The 20,815-nt window shown below is 73.9% G+C and carries 15 protein-coding genes; 10 read left to right on the forward strand and 5 right to left on the reverse strand.

Going from position 1 to position 20,815, the window contains the following annotated elements:
- Positions 1-6: 6 nt before the first annotated feature.
- Together erpA and C7C45_RS14445 are read right to left on the reverse strand one after the other, a co-directional pair.
- Positions 7-375, reverse strand: a complete 369-nt coding sequence (erpA, locus tag C7C45_RS14440) for an iron-sulfur cluster insertion protein ErpA (RefSeq protein ID WP_007463211.1) — start codon at positions 373-375, stop codon at positions 7-9.
- A 181-nt stretch (positions 376-556) separates the two neighbouring features.
- Positions 557-1,696: a glycerate kinase family protein gene (locus C7C45_RS14445; protein ID WP_110564202.1), complete on the reverse strand. Its 1,140-nt coding sequence runs from the start codon at positions 1,694-1,696 to the stop codon at positions 557-559.
- Positions 1,697-1,764: 68 nt separating this feature from the next.
- Between C7C45_RS14445 and nadA the strand changes: the two genes are divergently transcribed.
- The 6 genes from nadA (at position 1,765) to C7C45_RS14475 (ending at position 12,376) form a co-directional block, all read left to right on the forward strand.
- Positions 1,765-2,964, forward strand: a complete 1,200-nt coding sequence (nadA, locus tag C7C45_RS14450) for a quinolinate synthase NadA (protein WP_110564201.1) — start codon at positions 1,765-1,767, stop codon at positions 2,962-2,964.
- 200 nt (positions 2,965-3,164) lie between these two features.
- Positions 3,165-4,532, forward strand: coding sequence for a UDP-N-acetylglucosamine 1-carboxyvinyltransferase (gene murA / locus C7C45_RS14455; protein WP_247669761.1), 1,368 nt, complete (start codon positions 3,165-3,167; stop codon positions 4,530-4,532).
- Positions 4,533-4,645: 113 nt separating this feature from the next.
- Positions 4,646-5,239 (forward strand): DUF3043 domain-containing protein, encoded by a 594-nt coding sequence (locus tag C7C45_RS14460; RefSeq protein ID WP_110564160.1) that lies wholly within the window; start codon positions 4,646-4,648, stop codon positions 5,237-5,239.
- A gap of 155 nt (positions 5,240-5,394) precedes the next feature.
- Positions 5,395-5,958 carry a helix-turn-helix domain-containing protein gene (locus C7C45_RS14465; protein ID WP_110564161.1) on the forward strand — a complete coding sequence of 188 codons (564 nt, stop codon included), beginning with the start codon at positions 5,395-5,397 and terminating at the stop codon, positions 5,956-5,958.
- A 386-nt stretch (positions 5,959-6,344) separates the two neighbouring features.
- On the forward strand, positions 6,345-11,333 hold the full coding sequence (locus tag C7C45_RS35525) for a WG repeat-containing protein (RefSeq protein ID WP_280101375.1): 4,989 nt from the start codon (positions 6,345-6,347) through the stop codon (positions 11,331-11,333).
- Positions 11,334-11,377: 44 nt separating this feature from the next.
- Positions 11,378-12,376 carry an aldo/keto reductase family protein gene (locus C7C45_RS14475; protein ID WP_110564162.1) on the forward strand — a complete coding sequence of 333 codons (999 nt, stop codon included), beginning with the start codon at positions 11,378-11,380 and terminating at the stop codon, positions 12,374-12,376.
- Between the two features lie 64 nt (positions 12,377-12,440).
- Here C7C45_RS14475 and C7C45_RS14480 read toward each other — a convergent pair whose 3' ends face one another.
- Positions 12,441-13,238 carry a site-2 protease family protein gene (locus tag C7C45_RS14480; RefSeq protein ID WP_110564163.1) on the reverse strand — a complete coding sequence of 266 codons (798 nt, stop codon included), beginning with the start codon at positions 13,236-13,238 and terminating at the stop codon, positions 12,441-12,443.
- Positions 13,238-13,438 (reverse strand): hypothetical protein, encoded by a 201-nt coding sequence (locus C7C45_RS14485; RefSeq protein WP_030337978.1) that lies wholly within the window; start codon positions 13,436-13,438, stop codon positions 13,238-13,240. Before C7C45_RS14485 ends, C7C45_RS14480 begins: the two co-directional genes overlap by 1 nt.
- 143 nt (positions 13,439-13,581) lie before the next feature.
- On the opposite strand from C7C45_RS14485, the gene C7C45_RS14490 reads away from it, so the two are divergent.
- The 4 genes from C7C45_RS14490 to C7C45_RS14505 all read left to right on the forward strand — a co-directional run bounded on the left by C7C45_RS14490 (position 13,582) and on the right by C7C45_RS14505 (position 19,466).
- Complete coding sequence (locus C7C45_RS14490; protein ID WP_110564164.1) at positions 13,582-15,375, forward strand: serine/threonine-protein kinase; 1,794 nt, start codon at positions 13,582-13,584, stop codon at positions 15,373-15,375.
- Between the two features lie 59 nt (positions 15,376-15,434).
- Positions 15,435-17,345 (forward strand): bifunctional adenosylcobinamide kinase/adenosylcobinamide-phosphate guanylyltransferase, encoded by a 1,911-nt coding sequence (locus tag C7C45_RS14495; RefSeq protein ID WP_110564165.1) that lies wholly within the window; start codon positions 15,435-15,437, stop codon positions 17,343-17,345.
- The gene (locus tag C7C45_RS14500) at positions 17,335-18,108 is read left to right on the forward strand and encodes an adenosylcobinamide-GDP ribazoletransferase (RefSeq protein WP_110564166.1); all 774 of its coding nucleotides are present in this window, start codon (positions 17,335-17,337) and stop codon (positions 18,106-18,108) included. Before C7C45_RS14495 ends, C7C45_RS14500 begins: the two co-directional genes overlap by 11 nt.
- Positions 18,109-18,176: 68 nt before the next feature.
- Positions 18,177-19,466: a DUF2314 domain-containing protein gene (locus tag C7C45_RS14505; RefSeq protein WP_110564167.1), complete on the forward strand. Its 1,290-nt coding sequence runs from the start codon at positions 18,177-18,179 to the stop codon at positions 19,464-19,466.
- 143 nt (positions 19,467-19,609) lie between these two features.
- Here the strand turns inward: C7C45_RS14505 and gcvT are convergent, their stop codons facing one another.
- Positions 19,610-20,740, reverse strand: a complete 1,131-nt coding sequence (gene gcvT, locus C7C45_RS14510; protein WP_110564168.1) for a glycine cleavage system aminomethyltransferase GcvT — start codon at positions 20,738-20,740, stop codon at positions 19,610-19,612.
- Positions 20,741-20,815: the final 75 nt, after the last annotated feature.

Here is a 20,815-nt window from a genome sequence, read left to right on the forward strand (position 1 = left end):
CGTGACTCAGTTGAACGAGTCACCGCAGGCGCACGAGTTGCCCGCGTTGGGGTTGTCGATGGTGAAGCCCTGAGCGTCGATCCGGTCGGCGAAGTCGATCGTCGCGCCGGAAAGGTACGGGGCGCTCATCCGGTCGACAACGACCTCGACACCACCGAAGTCGGTGACGACATCACCGTCGAGCGAACGCTCGTCGAAGAAGAGCTGGTACCGCAGGCCGGAGCAGCCGCCCGGCTGCACGGCGACGCGGAGCCGCAGGTCGTCGCGGCCCTCCTGCTCGATCAGGGCCTTGACCTTCTGCGCCGCGACGTCGGTGAGGACGACGGAAGTAGGGGCCTGGGCCTCGGTCGACTCGGTCTGCGCTGGCGTGGTCACGTGGAAGTCTCCCTGCGCGGTTTGGGTCCGGACGCACTGGCCAACGCCGAGCGCCGTCCAGTGATTCCCGGTTGTGGTCCTTTGCCGATGGTACGCCGCCCCGGCCGGGCTCACCCGCGTGGCGTAACCCCCGCCGCAGGTCGACCCGCTCCTGAGCGGGCCGGCTAGGTGGTCGGGGCGTTCAGCGGCTCCACTGCCGGGCCAGCCGGGCGCCCAACTCGCGGAGGCCCTCCGCCGGTCGGCTCAACGCGGCGTCGAGCCCGCCGCTCTCCTCGCCGCCGAAGTGCTCGACCAGGCTGTACGCGTCGGTCACCCCGGCCGCGGCGGCCTCCCGCCGGCCGGTGCTCACCTGCCCGGCCACCACCACGCACGGCACCCCCCGGTCGCGGGCGGCGCCAGCCACTCCGGCGACCACCTTGCCGCGCAGCGACTGGTGGTCGAACGACCCCTCCCCGGTGATCACCAGGTCGGCGGTGTCCAGCGCGGCGTCCAGTCGGGTGGCCCAGGTGACGAGGCCGATTCCCGACTCGCAGCCGCCGCCCAGAGCGAGGATGGCCGCGCCGATGCCACCGGCGGCACCGCCTCCGGGCAACGTGCCGAGCCCCGCCGGGCAGCCGGCCAGGTCCCGTTCCAGCACCGCGGCGAAACGCTCCAGCGCGGCGTCGAGCAGCAGCACGTCGGCACGGTCGGCGCCCTTCTGCGGACCGAACACGTTGCTCGCGCCGTGCAGGCCGAGCAGTGGGTTGTCCACGTCGGTGGCCGCGACGAGCCGGACGCCACGCAACCGGGGTACGCCGTCCAACGCGTCGACCGCGGCGAGCGCCGCCCCGCCGTACGGCAGCGCGGCGCCGCCCGGGTCGAGCGGGGTCACGCCCAGCGCGGCGAGCATTCCGGCCCCGGCGTCGTTGGTACCGGAACCGCCCAGCCCGATCACCACCGTCCGGGCGCCACTCTCCACCGCGGCGGCCACCAACAGGCCCAGCCCGTACGAGGTGGTGGTCTTCGGGTCACGTTCGGCGGTGGCGAGCAGGTGCAGCCCGCACGCCTGGGCGCTCTCCAGGTAGGCGGTCGAGCCGTCGGCGGTGAGCAGGATCTCACCGACTGCCGGACGGCCCAGCGGATCGACCGTCGACACCGGCACCCGCCGACCGCCGAGGGCTTCGGCGAGCACCTCCACGAAGCCCGGCCCACCGTCGGCGAGCGGCCGGATCAGCAGGTCGTCCCCGTCGGTGACGGTGCGCCAGCCGGTGGCCACCGCGGCGGCCACCTCCGGTGCGGGCAGGGTGCCGGCGAACTTGTCCGGGCAGAGCAGCACGCGCATGCCGAGCAGTGTGGCAGCCCACACCGAGGGAAGCTGCGTCGCGCTCGCGCTGTGGGACCATGGGTTACGTGACTTCGACCTGGGTGGAACCCTCCAATACGGCGACGGCTCTGCTGCTGCTCGGCCGGGGCAGCGACCCCGACACCGAGCGCGGCGTCGAGTGTCCGGGCGACCTGCCGGCGCCCAGCGATCCGGATCTGGTGGCCCGCGCCACGGCCGCGAAGGCCAAGCTGGGGAGCAAGGTCTTCGTGCTGGGGCACCACTACCAGCGCGACGAGGTGATCCAGTTCGCCGACGTGACCGGCGACTCGTTCAAGCTGGCCCGGGAGGCCGCGGCCCGCCCGGACGCGGAGTACATCGTCTTCTGCGGTGTGCACTTCATGGCCGAGAGCGCCGACATCCTCACCACCGACGCCCAGCGGGTGATCCTGCCGGACCTCGCGGCGGGCTGCTCGATGGCGGACATGGCGGTCCTGGGCCAGGTCGAGGCCGCCTGGGACACTCTGACCGAGTTGGGCATCGCCGGCGAGACCGTCCCGGTGACGTACATGAACTCCTCGGCCGACATCAAGGGCTTCGTCGGCCGCAACGGCGGCGTGGTCTGCACCTCGTCCAACGCCAAGCGCGCCCTGGACTGGGCGTTCGAGCAGGGGTCGAAGGTGCTCTTCCTGCCCGACCAGCACCTGGGCCGCAACACGGCGGTGCTGGAGATGGGCCTGTCGCTGGACGACTGCGTGCTCTACGACCCGCACAAGCCCGGTGGCGGGCTCACCCCGGAGCAGCTCCGCGACGCCAAGATGATCCTCTGGCGGGGGCACTGCTCGGTGCACGGCCGGTTCACCCTCGACAGCGTCAACGACGTACGGGCGCGGGTGCCCGGGGTGAACGTGCTGGTCCACCCGGAGTGCCGACACGAGGTGGTCACCGCCGCCGACTACGTGGGCTCCACCGAATACATCATCAAGGCCGTCGAGGCGGCTCCGGCCGGTTCGGCGTGGGCGCTCGGCACCGAGCTGAACCTGGTCCGCCGGCTCGCGCTGGCGCACCCGGACAAGCAGATCATGTTCCTGGACAAGGCCGTCTGCTACTGCTCGACGATGAACCGCATCGATCTGCCGCACCTGGTCTGGGCTCTTGAGGAGCTGGTCGCGGGCCGGGTCGTCAACCAGATCACGGTGGACGCCGACACCGCGCACCACGCCCGGGTCGCGCTGGACCAGATGCTCGCCCTGCCCGGCGCGGACACCCCGCCGCCCGCCGCGTCCTGATCACGATCCGTAGTGCTCTTGGTACGCAAAAGCGCCGGATCACCGATTAATGCCACACACGCCGATGTGACCGAGTCCTTTTTCGTCACCGAGGGCTATGCTGCCGGAGCGACGACACACGCGGGCCGTTTCACCTTGGCCGCATCCGGGGTAGTGACGACGTTCAGGCTCCCCCCCAACAACACGGCAGCACCGACGCGCTGGAGGTTGCGTTGACCGACGACGTCCTGGTCGTACACGGAGGCACTCCGCTTGAAGGGCGGATCCGCGTGCGCGGCGCGAAGAACCTGGTTTCGAAGGCGATGGTCGCCGCGCTACTCGGCGACAGCCCGAGCCGGCTGTTCGATGTGCCGAAGATCCGCGACGTCGAGGTGGTCCGGGGTCTGCTCGGCCTGCACGGCGTCAAGGTCACCGACGGCACCGAGGACGGCGAGCTCGTCTTCGACCCGGCGAACGTGGAGAGCGCCAGCACCGATCAGATCAACGTGCACGCCGGTTCCAGCCGGATCCCGATCCTGTTCTGCGGTCCGCTGCTGCACCGGCTCGGGCACGCGTTCATCCCGGACCTGGGCGGCTGCCACATCGGTCCGCGGCCGATCGACTTCCACCTGCAGGCGTTGCGGGAGTTCGGCGCCACGGTCGAGAAGCGGCCCGAGGGTCTGCACCTGTCCGCGCCGAACGGGCTGCACGGCACCAAGTTCGCCCTGCCGTACCCGAGCGTCGGCGCCACCGAGCAGGTGCTGCTGACCGCGGTGATGGCCGAGGGCGTCACCGAGCTGCGTAACGCCGCCGTGGAGCCGGAGATCATCGACCTGATCTGCATCCTGCAGAAGATGGGCGCGATCATCAAGGTCCACACCGACCGGGTGATCGAGATTCAGGGTGTGCCGAAGCTGCACGGCTACACCCACCGGCCGATCCCGGACCGGATCGAGGCGGCGAGCTGGGCGGCCGCCGCCCTGGCGACCCGTGGTCACGTCGAGGTGCTCGGCGCGCAGCAGGCCGACATGATGACCTTCCTGAACATCTTCCGCTCCGTCGGCGGCGAGTACGAGGTCACCGACGCCCGCGCGCCGAAGCTGGGCGACCCGGGCCAGGAGGGCGGCATCCGGTTCTGGCACCCGGGCGGCGAGCTGAACGCGGTGGCGCTGGAGACCGACGTGCACCCGGGTTTCATGACCGACTGGCAGCAGCCGCTGGTCGTGGCGCTCACCCAGGCCCGCGGCCTGTCGATCGTGCACGAGACGGTCTACGAGCAGCGACTGGGCTACACCGAGGCACTGAACTCGATGGGCGCCAACATCCAGGTCTACCGGGACTGCCTCGGCGGCACCCCGTGCCGCTTCGGCCGGCGCAACTTCAAGCACTCGGCGGTGATCGCCGGGCCGAGCAAGCTGCACGCCGCCGACCTGGTCATCCCGGACCTGCGGGCCGGGTTCAGCCACCTGATCGCGGCGCTCGCGGCCGAGGGCACCTCCCGGGTGTACGGCGTCGACCTGATCAACCGGGGCTACGAGGACTTCGAGGCGAAGCTCGCCGACCTGGGCGCGCACGCCGAGCGTCCGTAACCTCGGTCACCCATCGTTCGGTTCCGACGGCTCCAGGTCGCGCTGCGACCTGGAGCCGTCGGCCGTTGTACCGCGATGTGCACCGGGCGCGGACCGTTGGCTACCCTTGCCGCGTGCCGTCGCTCTTTCGCCGCAAGTCCACTGACCTCGTCGACGAGGCCGTCTCCTCGGTGACCCCCGAGGAGACCGCCGAGCGTGCCCGGGGTTACACCCCGGCCAAGGGTCGGGAGACGCCGAAGCGGCCGACCGTCGGCCGCCGCCCGGCCGGCCCCAGCCGCCCCCTCACCAAGGAGGAGGAGCGGGAGCGCCGTCGTCAACTGCGCACCGAGGCCGCGTCGGAGTTCCGCCGCGAGGGCGGCCCCCGCGACCGTGGCCCGGAGCGGCTGCTGGCCCGCAACGTGGTCGACTCCCGGCGTACCGTCGGCACCTGGTTCTTCGGCGGCGCGCTGATCGTGCTGATCGGGTCGAACGCGGCCATGCCGCCGCTGGTCCGGTTGATCTCCAACGTGCTCTGGGGCGCGTTGGCCCTGGGCGTGATCGTCGACTCGGTGCTGATCTGCCGCAAGATCAGCAGGTTGGTCCGGGAGCGCTTCCCGAAGACCGACCAGCGGATGGGCTCGCTCTTCCTCTACGCGGTCATGCGGTCGATCACGTTCCGGCGGATGCGCGCCCCCGCCCCTCAGGTCAAGCTCGGCGACAAGGTCTGACCCGACCCGGGTCGGGGTGAGACTCCCCCACGCAGGGCAAGCACGCCGTGCGCCATCCAGACGTCCGCTGTTCGTTGTACCGTGCGCTTGGTTCATCATCCTGAACAGGCTGATGCTGTTCGCCACAACGAACGCTGATCCGATGGAGCGAACGGATGCCTCCGGAACCGGCCGCCCCGCTGGCCACCATCGCCGCCGCCCTGCGCCGGGAACGGGAACGGGTCGGCATTTCGCTGACCGAGTTGGCCCGCCGGGCGGGGGTGGCCAAGTCCACGCTCTCCCAACTGGAGTCGGGCACCGGCAACCCGAGCGTGGAGACGCTCTGGGCCTTGGGCGCGGCGCTCGGCGTGCCGTTCAGCCGGCTGGTGGAGCCCCACCACGAGGGCGGCGTACGGGTGATCCGGGCCGGGGACGGGCCTCGGGTCCGCTCCGAGCACGCCGACTTCACCGGCACGCTGCTCAGTCCCGGGGCGGCACACCTGCGCCGGGACATCTACCTCATCGAGTTGGAGCCGGGCGCGGTCCGAGCCGCCGACGGGCACGCCCCGCGCAGCGTCGAACACGTGGTGGTCGCCGCGGGCCGACTGCGGGTCGGCCCGGAGGCGGCTTCGGTCGAGCTGCACGCGGGCGACTACGCCACGTTCCCCGGTGACGCCCCGCATCGTTACGAGGCGCTCGCTCCCGGCACGTTCGCCGTCCTCATCCTGGAGCATCCCTGACCGAGGTCGACGATCCCGCCCGGGCCGGGCGGGCGTCGGATGCGGTATGGTCGAAGACCAGATTGCGTTATAAGACCAAATGTCCGAAACCATTGGGATAACGTTTGCGCCCGTGGGCGGCACCACAGTGGCGGTGAGCGAGCCCACGCCGTTACCCTCCATCCGCAGCCACGGCCTGCCGGTGCAGGCGACCTGACTGGCACGCGAGGGCCCCAGCGCGACAATTTGCAACGAGGTGACAACGCCGTGAGCGAGCGGACGCGAGCCGGCCACCGGGGTGTGGCAGGCGGCGACCGGACGCCCGGCGGTCACCCGGAGTTGGCTGCGAAAAACCCACCTCCGGCGAGAATCGGCCGAGTGGCCGGGTGTGGCGACGGGCCCGGCCGATGAGCGGCCGCTACACCGACCCGTGGCCAGACCCGAACGAGCCGTCCTGGGTGGTCGAACCGACCACCGAGTGGCACCCCCAGTTCCCCGGCCAGCGCTACCCCGGCGACATCGGCGCACTCCATCAACCGCCACCGCGCGGCCGGGCGACCGTGACCGGCCGGGCCGAGGTGCCGCCGCTCGCGCCCACCCGCCCGGACGGCACCTACCTCGGCCGGTCCTGGGCCGACGAACCGCCGGCGGAGCCGACACCCCACAGCCGGTCCTGGGCGGACGACGAGCCGGGCGAGACACCGATCTACGGCCGGCCCCGGCCCGACGAACGCGCGGCGGACGCGTCCAGCTACGGCCGGCCCGACAGCGCCGACTCCCGCCACTACGACCACGAGCCGTACCGCCGACCCCTACCCGAACCGCCCCGCCGCGACGACCGCCGCTCCCCCGAGTCGGACCGGCGTACCGCCTGGTCCGACCGACGCCCCGCCGAGGAGCGAGGTCCGGCGCGGGAGGCCGCCTGGCACCGGGACCAGCCTCATTCCGAGCGGTACGACAGCCGCCGCCCGCGACCGGAGCCCACCGAGTGGGACCGGGGTTACCCGGGCACTCCACCGGTCTCCCCCGCGCCCCGTTCCGATTCCGGCCGGGTGCCCGAGCCGGACGATGCGCCGCGTCGGCGCGGCACGCAGGAGCGACCGGCCGCCGGTTACGAGCGACACACCGGCGACGGGTACGGCGTACGACCCACCCGGGACCACGACGGCCGGCTGGCCGACGACCGGCTCCCCGACGCCGCCGACCCGTGGGCGGCCGTGGACGGCCGCACGCGGTACCGCGCCGACGGGCACCCGGACCGGGCCGCCGACGACGTCCGCCGCCCGGAACGGCGCTACCGCGCGGACGAGGGGGCCGGTGCAGCCCTGTCGCCAGACGGTGGACGACGGCACCGACCCGAGCCGGAGATGCCCGAACAGCCCCGCCGCGACGACGAGCGGCGTCGGCCCGACCCCGACCCGCACCGGCAGCAGCCCCGCGAGACCGCGGCCCGCGCCGAGGCGTACCCGGATCGGCGTCCCCGCGAGGAGGCCCGTCCGGACGCGTACCGCGAGGACGGAGGACGCCGCGAGAACGTGTACCGCGACGACCGGCCTCGCGACGACCGGCCTCGCGACAACGGGCACCGCGAGCCTCGGCCGCAGCCCGGCCCGCGGCCGGACGGCAACCTGCCCTGGCCGCCACCGGGTCCGCTGCGCCCGGACCGCAGCCGCGAGGCGGACCACCGCACCGAGCCCCACCGCACCCCGGACCCACACCGCACGCCGGACCCGCACCGGAGCGCCGAGCCGGGTGTCCCGCCGCGGCCGGCTGCCCGGCCCGAGCGACCGGCGGCCACCCCGTCGCGGTACGACGAGCGACCGGTACGCCCAGCAGCGACGGCTCCGCCGGCACCGGCCACGTCCGGTCGCGCCGTGCCGGTCCCGCCGGTTGCCCCGGCGCGGCCGGTGTCGCCGGATGCCCCGGGGCGGCCGGTGTCGCCGGCGCCGGTCTCCCCCGCCGCGCCCGGCCGGGACCGACCGGTGTCGGCAGCGCCGGTATCCCCTGCCTCCGGCGTACCCGTCTCGGGTCCACCTGCCGCACGTCTTCGGCTGGAGTACCTCCCCGCGCCGATGGACCCGCCGATCGCCGACGAGCGGTCGGCTGCCGGGTCGCACCCCACCCCACCACCGCGTTACCCCGGCCCGGACAACGAGGACCGCCCGGTGGACCAGCGGCGCGGCGGGGAGCCGACCCCGGACCGCCACCGGGTCGGCACCAGCGACAGTCGCCCGGCCTCGCCGGAGCGCCCGTTCCCGTCGGACCGACCGACCGCGTCAGACCGACCGCACTCCCCCGATCGACCGTCCTCGCCGCAGCGCCCGCACTCGCCGGAGCGGGTGGAGTCGACGGCCGAGGCACGTCCGTCGGTCGCGCCGCCGCCAACCTGGCAGGTCCCGGAACCACCGTCGACCCGGCCCGCCCCGACCTTCTCGAACGCTGCGACCTCGACCCCAGCGGCCCCGACCCCAGCGACCCCGGCGACTGCGGCCCCGGCGACTGCGGCCCCGGAGCCTCCGGTGGAGGACGCCGAGGCGGCGCTCCCGCTGGCCCCCGGGACACCGCGCCGATACGTACCGCCGCTGCCCTCGGAGAGGCCGGTCGCTCCCGTTCGAGCATCCGAGGAGGTCCAGGGCACCCGTGGGCCGGACGCGTGGTTCAGCCCCGCTCGGCCGGTCGAGACCGACCAGGACGAGCCTGCGCCGGACCGGGAGTCGGCCGGGTTCACCGACGACGAACCGACGGTCGGTGACCCCGACCTCTCCACCCCACCGACCGCAGTGGACGCGGATCCGTCGACACCGAGCGTCGACGCCCGTCGCGACCTGATCGACCAGCCCGCCGGCAGGTCAACACCGACCGACGCCCCCGAGCCGATCTCCGCGCCGCCCGCGCGCCCGACCTCCGGCGCCCCCCGCGCCTGGACGGACGACCTGGTCGACGAGGCACAAGCAACCGTCGAGCCGGGATCGACGGAGGGCCAGCGGCCCGTCTCCGGCGTACCTGACGCCGCGATACCGCACCACCAGGCCGAAGCCACCACCGACGCCGGCCACCAGCCGGCCGCCGCTCGTCCCGTCGGGGACACCGATCCGGCTGAGCACGACCCGACGGACGACGCCGAGCCGCACCACCGACCGCTGGACGCCGAGGACAGCCCGGGCACCGCCGGGCCGACGGACGACGCCGAGCCGCACGACCGAACGTCGGATGCGGAGGGCGATCCGAGCACCGCAGAGCCAACCGACGACTGGCGGGCCGACGACTGGCGGCCCGACGACTGGTCGGTCGACGCTGCGCTGCCAGCCCCGTCCGTGCCGTCTGGCGACGACACATACCCTCCCGTCGCGGCAGCACCCGTGTCGGCCCCGCCGGTTCCTGACAACCCCGCGCCGGAGGTCCCGGCACCGGCCACGGCGCCCATCTCCGCGCCGCCAGCGCCCACGCTGCCGACCGCCGCGGCACCCGTCTCGACGCCTCCCGCGTCGACACAGCCAACCTCCGCACCGGCACAGCCGGCCTCCGTCGCGCCCGTGTCCACGCCTCCCGCACCGGCAGAGCCGTCCGCCGTGGCACCCGTGTCCGCGCCGCCAGCGCCGACACAGCCTGCCTCCGTCGCACCCGTGTCCGCGCCGCCTGCGTCCGCGCCACCGTCCGCCGCCGCACCTGTGTCCGCGCCGCCGGCCACCCCGGAACCCGGCTTCGCAGCATCCGACTCTGCCGCACCCACTCCCGCAGCGCCTGTCTCCGCGCCTCCCGCACCGGCAGAGCCGCCCACCGTGGCACCCGCGTCCGCGCCACCCGCGTCCGCGCCGCCTGCGCCCGCGCCACCGCCCCCCGCAGCACCCGTGTCCGCGCCGCCGACGTCCCCCGCCTCCATGTCGGCAGCGCCCGTGTCCGCACCACCCGCGTCGGCGACACCCATCTCCGCGCCGCCCGCGACGGCGACACCCGTCTCCGCGCCACCCGCGTCGGCGCTGCCCATCTCCGCGCCGCCCGCGTCAACCGTGCCCGGCCCGAGGACCGGCTCGCGCGGGGAGAACGTGCCCGTGTCCGCACCACCCGGCGACGCGCCGCCGACGGCAACGCGACCGTCACTGGCCGACCCGGGCGATCCGGAGCAGGTCCTCGCGGCGTACCGCTGGCGGCTGGACCCGGTCACCCTGCGCGAGGAGCTGACCGAGTCGGACGACCTGCGGAACATCCGGCGGCGGCTGACCGAGAAGCTGGGCTCGGCGATCGACAACCGGGCACGGGCCCGGTTGCTCAGCCTGCGGGCGGTGACGTCGAGGATCCTCGGCGAGCTGGACGACGCGCTGGCCGACGGTCGGCTCGCCCTCACCTACGCCGAGGCCACTGGCGAGCTGCGCCGGACCGCGTTGGCCCAGGCCCGGCTGGCCCACGTCCTGCGCTGGCGCGGCAACTTCGCCGAGGCGGACCAACTCTTCGCACAGGCCAATTCGGTGGAGCTGCCGGACCGGTTGCGGGCCGCACTCCACGAGCACGCCGGGCGGTCGTGTTACGACCAGGGGCGACTCATGGAGGCCTGCCAGCACTTCGAGCAGGCGCTGGACCTGCGGGGTGCCGGCGACGCCGAACTGCTGGACCGGATCCGGGTGGCCCTCGACGCGGTCGCGGCCCGGGCCGCGACGGACGGCTTCGGGCCGTACCGCCGGGGTCGGGACGAGGTGCTCGACCGTGACCGGCCCCCGCTGCCGGAGCGGGACGGGCCGCTGTGGGGTTACACCGGGCAGGACGGCGACCTGGTCATCCCCGCCCGGTACGCCGAGGCGCAGCCGTTCCACGACGGGCTGGCCTGGGTCCGCCGGCCGGACACCGACCGGTGGTCGCTGATCAACCTGCTCGGTACGACGGTGATCCCACCCTCCTTCCGGGCGGCGCACCCCTTCAGCGACGGCCTGGCCTGGGTGGTCGGCGAGGGCGGTTGGACGGCGATCGACGCGACCGGCGCGGTGCACGTCGCACCCAACTTCGCCGAGGTACGACCGTTCCGCCGCGGCCTGGCCGCCGTTCGGCGCGAGGGGTGGGGGGCGGTCGACCGGACCGGCCGGATCGTCGTGCCGACCCGCTACCACGGGTTCGTCACCGAGTTGGCCGACGGCCAGCAGGTCGACGGTTTCACCGACGAGGGGCTCGCCGTGGTCGACGTGGCCGGCCGGCGCGGCGTGGTGGACCGCACCGGTGCGGTGCTGGTCCCGCCGACGCACGCGATGCTGGTCATTCACCCGGTGGCGTTCCTGGTCGCCACCGGCGCCGGGCGGTGGGGTGCCCTGGATCGGCGCGGCGCGGCGCTGATCGACCCGGTGCACCCGGATCGCGCCGAGGTGCTGGAGGAGATCGACCGACTACTCACCGACGCCAACCCGGTGCTCTGAGTGGCTGGTCGACGATGTTGATCCACTAGAGCTAGGGTCGGTACATGGAATTCCGACACCTGGGCCGCTCCGGCCTGATGGTCAGCGAGATCTCGTACGGCAACTGGATCACCCACGGTTCGCAGGTCGAGGAGGACGCCGCGTTCGCGTGCGTCCGGGCCGCCCTCGACGCGGGGATCACCACCTTCGACACCGCCGACGTGTACGCCGGCACCCGGGCCGAGGACGTGCTCGGCCGGGCGTTGCAGAACGAGCGCCGCGAAGGCCTGGAGATCTTCACCAAGGTCTACTGGCCGACCGGGCCGGGCCGTAACGACCGTGGCCTGTCCCGCAAGCACATCATGGAGTCGATCAACGGCTCGCTGCGCCGGCTGCGCACCGACTACGTGGACCTCTACCAGGCCCACCGGTACGACTACGGCACCCCGCTGGAAGAGACGATGGAGGCCTTCGCCGACGTCGTCCACTCCGGCAAGGCGCACTACATCGGCGTCTCCGAGTGGACTGCCGAGCAGCTGCGCGCCGCCCACCCGCTCGCCCGGGAGCTGCACATCCCGCTGGTCTCCAACCAGCCACAGTATTCGATGCTCTGGCGGGTCATCGAGGCCGAGGTCGTGCCGGCCAGCGAGGAGCTGGGCATCGGGCAGATCGTCTGGTCGCCGATGGCGCAGGGCGTGCTCTCCGGCAAGTACCTGCCGGGGCAGCCGCCGCCGGCCGGTTCCCGCGCCACCGACGAGAAGTCGGGTGCGAACTTCATCTCCCGGTTCATGAACGACGACGTGCTCACCCGGGTCCAGCAGCTCAAGCCCCTCGCGGAGCAGGCCGGGCTCAGCATGGCCCAGCTCGCCGTGGCGTGGGTCCTGCAGAACCCGAACGTCTCGTCGGCGATCATCGGCGCGTCCCGCCCCGAGCAGGTGCACGACAACGTGAAGGCGGCCGGGGTGAAGCTCGACGCCGCGCTGCTCAAGGCGATCGACGACATCGTCGAGCCGGTCACCGAGCGGGACCCGGCGAAGACCGAGTCCCCCGCGCAGCGTCCCTGACGCCAGTCCGGTCCGGTCGGCGCGAACCTCTCGCGCCGGCCGGACCGGGTTCGGTCAGCTCACCTCAGCTCTGCCAGAAGCGGATCAGGTCGAGGCCGGTGGCGTAGAGCCACGAGGGCAGGCCGAGCAGGTCGCCCACCGCGAAGACCGCGTCGAAGAACCAGCCGCCGATGCGCGGGTTCCACAGCAGCGCGAAGAGCAGCAGGAAACCGTACGGGGCGAACAGGTCGTACATCTTGCGCCACTGCGGGTTGAGCCACGGCTGGATCATGTTGCCGCCGTCCAGGCCGGGCACCGGCAGCAGGTTCAGCACGCTGGCGGTGAGCTGCAGGAAGGCGAGCAGCGCCACCCCCGCCCAGAACTCCAGCGGGCCACCCGACTCGATGCCGATCCGCAGTGCCGCCACCAGCACCAGCGTGAACAGCACATTTGTCGCCGGGCCAGCGAGGCTGACCAGGGTGTGCCGCAGTCGGCCCGGAATGGCGTGCCGGTCCACCCAGACCGCGCCGCCGGGCAGACCGATGCCGCCGAGCAGCACCACCACCACCGGCAGCACGATCGACAGCAGCGGGTGGGTGTACTTCAACGGGTTGAGCGTCAGGTAGCCCCGGTGGGCGATGTCCCGGTCGCCGGCCCGGTAGGCGACCACCGCGTGGGCGTACTCGTGCAGGCAGAGCGAGACCAGCCAGCCGGACACCACGAACAGGAACACGTTGAACCGGACGCTGCCGTAACCGTTCCAGGTCAGCACCCCGCTGACCGCGAAGAGAGCGACCAGGCCGAGGAAGACCGGGCTGGGCCGAAACGCCGCCTTCGGTACGCCGAGAACCAGCCCATCGGCCCCCGGCCGGTCGTAGGCCATCACTCGGCCGTGGGCAGCAGGCTCATCCGGTACTCCACCCGGTCGTCCTCCACGAGCGCGACCGAGGTGACGCCGGACGCCGCGAGCTCCCGCCAGGTCTGACCGATCCAGGATTCGGCGTCGGCCTGGCTGCCGAACGACTCCGCCGGCCCCTCGACCGTCTGACCGTCCGTGCCCTCGTACCGCCAGCTCCACGCCATGCCGCGTCTCCCCTCGCCGCTGAAGTCCCCGTGGGACGAACCCTCGCCAGCGTAGTCGGCCCGGCGCGCAACGGCCGCTCGCTCACCCCCGCAGGGTCCAAGGGTGGATCAATCCCGTCGGCGCCGGCCGGTACGGTGGCTCGGTGCTGACTCGGGGAGTACTGCTCGGTGACCGGTACCGGCTCGGCGAGCGGGTGGCGACCGGTGGGATGGGCGCGGTCTGGCGCGGCACGGACGTGCTGCTGGAACGCGAGGTCGCCGTGAAGGTGCTGCTGCCGTCGCTGGTCGCCGACCGCGAGTTCACCGCCCGGTTCCGGGCCGAGGCGCGAATGTTGGCCGCGCTGCGGCATCCCGGCGTGGTCGCGGTGCACGACGTCGGGCAGGCCGCGCTCGCCGACGGAAGCCAGGTCGACTACCTGGTGATGGAGTACGTCGAGGGTGAGCCGCTGTCCGCACGGGTGCGCGCGGCGGGACGGCTGGATCCGGCCACCACCATGTCGGTGCTGGCGCAGGCCGCGGACGCGCTGCACACCGCCCACACCGCCGGCATCGTGCACCGGGACGTGAAGCCGGGCAACCTGCTGGTCAAGGCGGACGGCAGCGTGGTGCTCGTGGACTTCGGCATCGCCCGATCCCGCAGCATGGCCGGGCTCACCGCCGCGAACATGGTGCTCGGCACCGCCTCGTACATGTCTCCCGAGCAGGCCACCGGGCAGCCGGTCTCGGCCGCCACCGACATCTACGCGCTCGGCGCGGTGGCGTACTTCTGCCTCGCCGGGCAGCCGCCCTTCCACGGCGACAACCCGCTCGCGGTGGCGCTCCGGCACGCGCAGGAGGAGCCGGCGGCGCTGCCGCAGGACACCCCGCCGGCGGTCGCCGCCGTGGTCGCCCGCGCGCTGGAGAAGAGTCCGGCGGACCGGTTCGGCAGCGCCGCTGAGCTGGCCGCTGCCGCCGCCGATGCCCGCGACTCGACCCTGGCGAGGATCCCGGTCTCCGCCCGCCCACCGTGGGCGCTGGCCGCCCCCACCCCCGGGACGCCCTCGGCCCCTGCGGCCAGCCCGGCCACCCCGCCGCCCGTCCCGACCCCCGCGCCGCCGACCGGGCAGCCCGCGCCGGTCGGCGCCGCGCCGATCGGGGCCGCCGCAGTGCACACGCCGGCCGGTTTCGCGGCCTCGCCGGTGACCGGGTCGGGGTCGACCCGGGAGGACGTGTTCCGGGAGGGGTCGTCCGGCCGGCACAAACAACTGCTGATCGGGGTCGGCGCGGTCGCCCTGGTGGCGCTGATCGCGGTGGCCGTGGTGGCCCTGCGGCCGGGCGGCGACCCGGGTGGGACGGACGGTCCGCCGGCGCTGGCTGGCGGATCGGCGACGGCCTCGGACGGCGTCGCGCTCGACGACGGAGGGGCGAGCACCTCGGGACCTCCGCCCAGCGGCGCCCCGGACGCCAGCCCCACCGCGTCCGCCGCGCCGACCGTCTCCGGCGGCCGGACCGACGCGCCGACCGCCGACCCGGACCCGCGCACCGCGACGCCGGGCAGCACCCCGACCGGGAAGGCCAGCAGCCGACCGACGCCCACCGGCAGCGCGGCCAGCCGGCCCAACCCGTTCACGGCCGCCCAGGCGTGCGGCAGCGGCTACCAGGTGATCGACTCGGCGACGCTGACCGGCGGCGACGGGAAACGCAAGGGCCGGGTCTTCCTGATGTACCACGCGGGCACCGGCACCAACTGCGTGGTCACCCTCAAGGACACCGGGGTCGGCACGAAGACGGCGGCCTCGGCGTACCTGGAGGTGCAGGGGCGGGCCCGCAGCACCGACAGCGGGTCCTTCGACTACTACGCCGGGCCGGTGCGGGCCAGCGCCGCCGGGACGTGCGTGAAGTGGGGCGGCGCCACCGGTGGGGTCAGTTACGGCAGTGGGTTCGAACACTGCGACTGAACGACGGTGAGCACCGGGCCGGCAGGCAGCACGAGCACCGGCGGCCTTAAGGTACGGGCATGTCCGTAGACGGGTGGAACACGGTCCTGGTGCTCGGCGGGACCCGGTCCGGCAAGTCCGAGTTCGCCGAGTCCCTGGTCACCGACGCCCCGGTGGTCCGCTACCTCGCCACCGCGCCGGAGGGCGACCCGGAGGACACCGAGTGGGCGACCCGGCTGGCGGCGCACCGCGCCCGACGGCCAGGCAGTTGGACCACCGAGGAGACCGCCGCCGAGCCACGCCGGCTGGCCGACGTGCTCGCGTCCGCCGAGCCCAACGAGACGCTGCTCGTCGACGACCTGGGCGGCTGGGTGACGGTCCTGCTCGACCCGGACCACCAGCCCGCCGACGACGTGGCGACGATCGCGGAGCTGGCCGAGGCGGTCCGTACCTGCTCGGCGCGGGTGGTGCTGGTGAGCCCCGAGGTGGGGCTGTCGCTGGTGCCGACCACCCCGCTGGGCCGGGCGTTCACCGACGCGTTGGGCGCGGCCAACCGCGCGGTCGCCGACGCCTGCGACGCGGTGGCGTTGGTCGTCGCCGGCCAGCCGGTCTGGCTGAAGCCGGCCGCCACCACGACCCTGCCGGCGGCTCCCGCCGCCACGACCGCAGCGGCCCCCGCCGCCACGACCGCAACGGTCGTGGCGAGCCTGGATGACGCCGAACCCACCCCCGAGGTGCAACTGCCCGATGTGCTGACCCACGCGCCTCCGGTCGTCCCGAACCAGGAGCCCGGCAACCCCTGGGCGGCACCGACCATGGCGCTGCCGATGGTGGCCACCGGGTTGGTCATCCAACCGGGCATGGAGCTGCCGATGCCCGACGAGTACGCGGGCCCGCAGGCGGTGGACCGACTGGCCACGCTGGACGTCCCGGGGGCCGGGCTGGGCGTGCTGGACCGGGTGGTCGGTTTCGCCGCCGCCACCCAGAGCACCTCGACCCCGCAGGCCTGGGGTTCGGTGCGGGTGCTGCTGCTGCACGGTGACCACGCTGGTGGGGCGTCGGCCGGAACCGTCGCCGGTGAGTCGGCACGACGGGCCGCGCAGGCCCGCGCCGGCCGGGGCGCGTTGGCGCGGCTGGCCGCCGAGAGTGGCGCCAGCCTGCAGGTGGTGGACACTCCGGCCGCCGCGCCCATGGAGGACCAGCCGGCGCTCTCGGCCGAGCAGGTGGAGTCCGCGCTGCGCTACGGCTGGCGGCTGGCCGAGCAGGCCGCCGACGCCGGCGTACAGCTGCTGGTGCTGGGGGCGTGCGGAGCCGGCACCGAGGCCACGGCCGCGGCGGTGCTCGCGGCGACCGCCGGCGCGGAGCCGCCCGCCGTGCTGGGCCGGGTGATCACCGACTCGGGTGAGATCGACGACGCGGCGTGGATGATCCGCTGCGCGGCGGTACGCGACGCCCTGCACCGCACCCGCCGCTCGTCGCGCGGCGCCAAGGACATCCTGGCCGAGCTGGGCGGTGGTGACGTGGCGGTGGCCACCGGTGTGCTGCTCGGCGCCACCGCCCGCCGGGTGCCGGTGCTGCTCGACGGGCCGGTCGGGGTGGCCGCCGCCATGATCAGCCGCGACCTGGCCGGGCAGGCCCGGCACTGGTGCCTGCTCGCCGACCACGGTGGGCACCCGGCGGTGCGGCTCGCCGCCGACGTGCTCGGTCTCACCCCACTGCTGGACCTGCGGCTGGATCTTGGCGAGGGCGCGAACGCGCTGGTCGCGCTCCCGCTGCTGCGCTCGGTGCTGGCGTTGGCCGCCGCACTGCCGGTCCACCCGTCGCTCGGCGGTGACGAGTCGCTCGGCGGTGACGAGGAGCCGGGCCCGGCCCCCGACGAACCGGGGCACGACTTCACCGAGCCCGACTTCGCCGAGCCGGAGCCGGACGGCCCCGGCCCGGCCAGCACCGGGGCGGACGAGCAGCCGGCGACGGGCTGGCGTGCCGGCTGAGTCGCGGTTCCTCGCGGGAACCCGGCTGGCGGTCACCACGTTCACCACGCTGCCGGTGCGGGCCGGACGAATCGACCGCCCGGTCGCCGGCACCGCGATGGCTCTCGCCCCGGTGGTCGGCGCGCTGCTCGGCGCCCTGCTGGCCGGCGTGTTGCTGCTGACCGGCGCGTTCGCTCCCCCGCTGGTGGCCGCCGGTGTGACGGTTGCCGCCGCCGCGCTGCTCACCCGCGGGCTGCACCTAGACGGGCTGGCCGACACCGTGGACGCGCTCGGCTCGTACCGGCGGGGCGCGGCCGCGCTGGAGATCATGAAGAAGCCGGACGTCGGCCCGTTCGGGGTGGTCGCCCTGGTGGTCGTACTCCTGGTGCAGGCCGCGGCGCTCGCCGACCTGGTGGGGCGGTCCTGGCCGGCGTGTCTCGCGGCGGTGGCCACGGCGACCGCCGCCGGGCGGTTCGGCGTCACGGTGGCCTGCCGGCGGGGAGTGCCGGCGGCCCGGCCGGACGGGCTCGGCGCGCTCGTGGCCGGCACGGTCGGCCCGGTGGCACTGGTCGTCGGCGCGGTCGCCGTCGCGCTGCTGGCGGTGCCCGCGGTGCCGGGCCGCCCGTGGCAGGGGCCGCTGACCGTCGCGGTCGCGCTCGCCGTCGCGGTCGGCCTGCAGACCCACGTGGTACGACGGCTCGGCGGGATGACCGGGGACGTCCTCGGCGCGACCGTCGAGGTGGTCACCACGCTGGTCTACCTGGGTCTGGTGCTGTCCGGCTGAACCGGGCGCGGCGGGCCGGGTAGCGTTCGGCTCGACAGCACCGGCGTCGGCCACCGGGGGACCCCAGAATGCTCATCACGGACGACTTCCTGCCCGTACCGGTGCCGGAGTCGCTCAGCGCGACCTACCTGGTGCCAATGGCGGGGCTGCCGAAGGTCAGCGCGAAGACCGCGGTGGCGGCGCTGACCGGCCGGCTGGCCGAACCGGTGCACGGGCTGGCCCGGCAGATGCTGGAAAGCCCGCTGATGAGCGTCGACACCCGGCCCATCGCCGACTTCCCCGAGCTTCCGCCGGACCTGCTCACCGCGTTCGGCGCCACCGAGGAGCAGCTGGCCCGGTTGGCCGCGGCGACCCACCTGGTGGTCGTACAGGCCGAATACCGGCCCGGTTGGCCGCCCGCGCACGAGTGGGCGGCCCGCGCGGTCGCGGCTGCCGTGGCGGAGTCCGTCGACAGCGACGTGGTGGACGTCTTCGGCCTGCAGTTCCTCGACCCGGCGACCGCGCTGCGCTCACTCCCCGACGAGCAGGGCCGGATCCGGCTGGTCGACTGGGTGCTGGTGCCGTACTCGTCGGACACCGAAGGGCTGTGGTTCACCACCAAGGGGCTGCGCCGCTTCGGGCTGCTCGAGTTGCAGACCCAGGGGGTGCCCGACCACCTCACCCGCGCCTGGGGTGCGGTGATGACCGGGGCGGCACGCCGGCTGCTGCGGGACTGGACCGACGGGCTCACCGGCGAGGAGGTGCCGGCGTTCGTGCAGCTACCGGTGCTGGCCACGGTCACCGGGCACGACATCGCGGTCGCGTACGGCAACCCGGAACAGCACGGCGCGACCGCCCCGGTGCTGCTGCGCCTGGAACTGGACCCGGCGACCGACCCGGAGGCCGACTCGTTCCTCAGCCTGCGTCCGCCCGCCGGGCACCGGGGGCCCGACGGGCGCTACTACGCGGCTGCCTGCGCGACCCTGTTCTCCGGAATCCAACCGGATGTGCGCTACGCCCGCTCGGCTGACGCGATGAGCCGGGCGGTCGCCACCGCCCGGGCGGCGCTGGGTGACGCCCGGGCCCGGTTCGTCGCGGGTCGGCTCCCGGCGGAGTCACAGCTGGTGGTCAAGTACGGCCTGCCGGGCGACGACGGCCCGGAGTACGTCTGGGCGGGCGTCACCTCGTGGGAGACCGCGGAGCGGATCGTCGGTGTGAGCGCCAGCGACGCCAACACCGACCCGGCGGTGCGCATCGGCGCCCCCGTGGTGGTGGACGCGACCGAAGTAGTCGACTGGGCGATCCTGGACGCCACAGGCGTCATCGAGGGCGGCTGGACCCAAGCAGTCCTAGACTCCGGCGAACCCCCAACCCCCTAAAACCCACGCCCCACTCCCCCGCGCCCCCGGCTCCCCGCCCGCACCCCGCGTTGATCATGAGGTTATTGCCACTGCCGTCGGCGTGTCGTGGCAATAACCTCATGATCAACAGGGTCTTGGGGGGCGGGGCCAGGGTGGGGGGGTTACTTCACTGAGGGGGTTACGAAGGGGGGTTTGGTTAGGGTTAGGGGGGCTCGGCGGCCTCGGATGTCGATCTCGACCTCGGCGCCTTCGGCCAGGTTGGCGTCGGTGTCCAGCAGGGCCAGCGCTATGCCCTGCTTGCGGGTCGGGGAGAAGGTGCCGCTGGTCACCTCGCCGACCTGCTTGTCGCCGACGTGCAGGGTCATCCCGGGCCGCGGAATGGCCCGGTCGACGGCCACCAGGCCGCGCAGCGTACGCCGGGGGCCGGCGGCCTTCTCGGCGAGCAGCGCGTCGCGGCCCCAGAAGGCTGGCTTGTCCCAACCCACCGCCCAGCCGGAGCGGGCCTGCACCGGGGTGATGTCCAGCGAGAGGTCCTGCCCGTGCAGCGGGTAGCCCATCTCGGTACGCAGCGTGTCCCGGGCGGCCAGGCCGCAGGCCCGCAGGTCGAACGCCTCCCCCGCGGCGAAGAGCGCGTCCCAGACGGTCACCGCGTGCTCCGCCGGCACCACCAGCTCGTAGCCCAGTTCACCGGTGTAGCCGGTACGGCAGACGGTCAGCTCCACCCCGGCCAGGGTCGCCGCGGAGAAGCTCATGTAGCCGTGTTCCGTGGGCAGGTCGAGGGCGGCCAGCAACTCGGCCGAGCGGGGGCCCTGGACGGCCAGCACGGCGTACGCCTCGTGCTCGTCGGTGACGGTGACCTGCGCGGGCGCGGCGGCGCGCAACCGGCGCACCACCTCGCCGGTGTTCGCCGCGTTCGGGATGAGGAAGACGTGGTCATCGGCGTACAGGTAGGCGATGATGTCGTCGACCACACCGCCGGTGGCGTCGTCGCAGCAGAGCGTGTACTGCGCCCGGCCCGGCCCGATCCGGCCCAGGTCGTTGCTGAGGCAGGCATTGACGAAGTCGGCCGCGCCGGGGCCGCTCACCCGGGCCTTGCCCAGGTGCGACACGTCGAAGACCCCGACCGCGGTACGCACCGCGGTGTGCTCCTTGAGCACCCCGCCGCCGGCGTACTCCAGCGGCATCTCCCAGCCCCCGAAGGGGGCGAACTTGGCGCCGGCGGCGATGTGCCGCTCGTGCAGCGGGGAACGGCGCAGCCGGGTCGCGGCGGCGTCGAAGGTCACGTCGGTCATGGGTGGCAACTTACCGGGGGTAACGTCGCTGGTTAGCATCGGCGGGAGCCTGCTGGCGCTGTCGGCGGGACAACC

Origin of the sequence: Micromonospora arborensis, from assembly GCF_003205615.1 — a bacterium.
GTDB lineage: Bacteria > Actinomycetota > Actinomycetes > Mycobacteriales > Micromonosporaceae > Micromonospora > Micromonospora arborensis.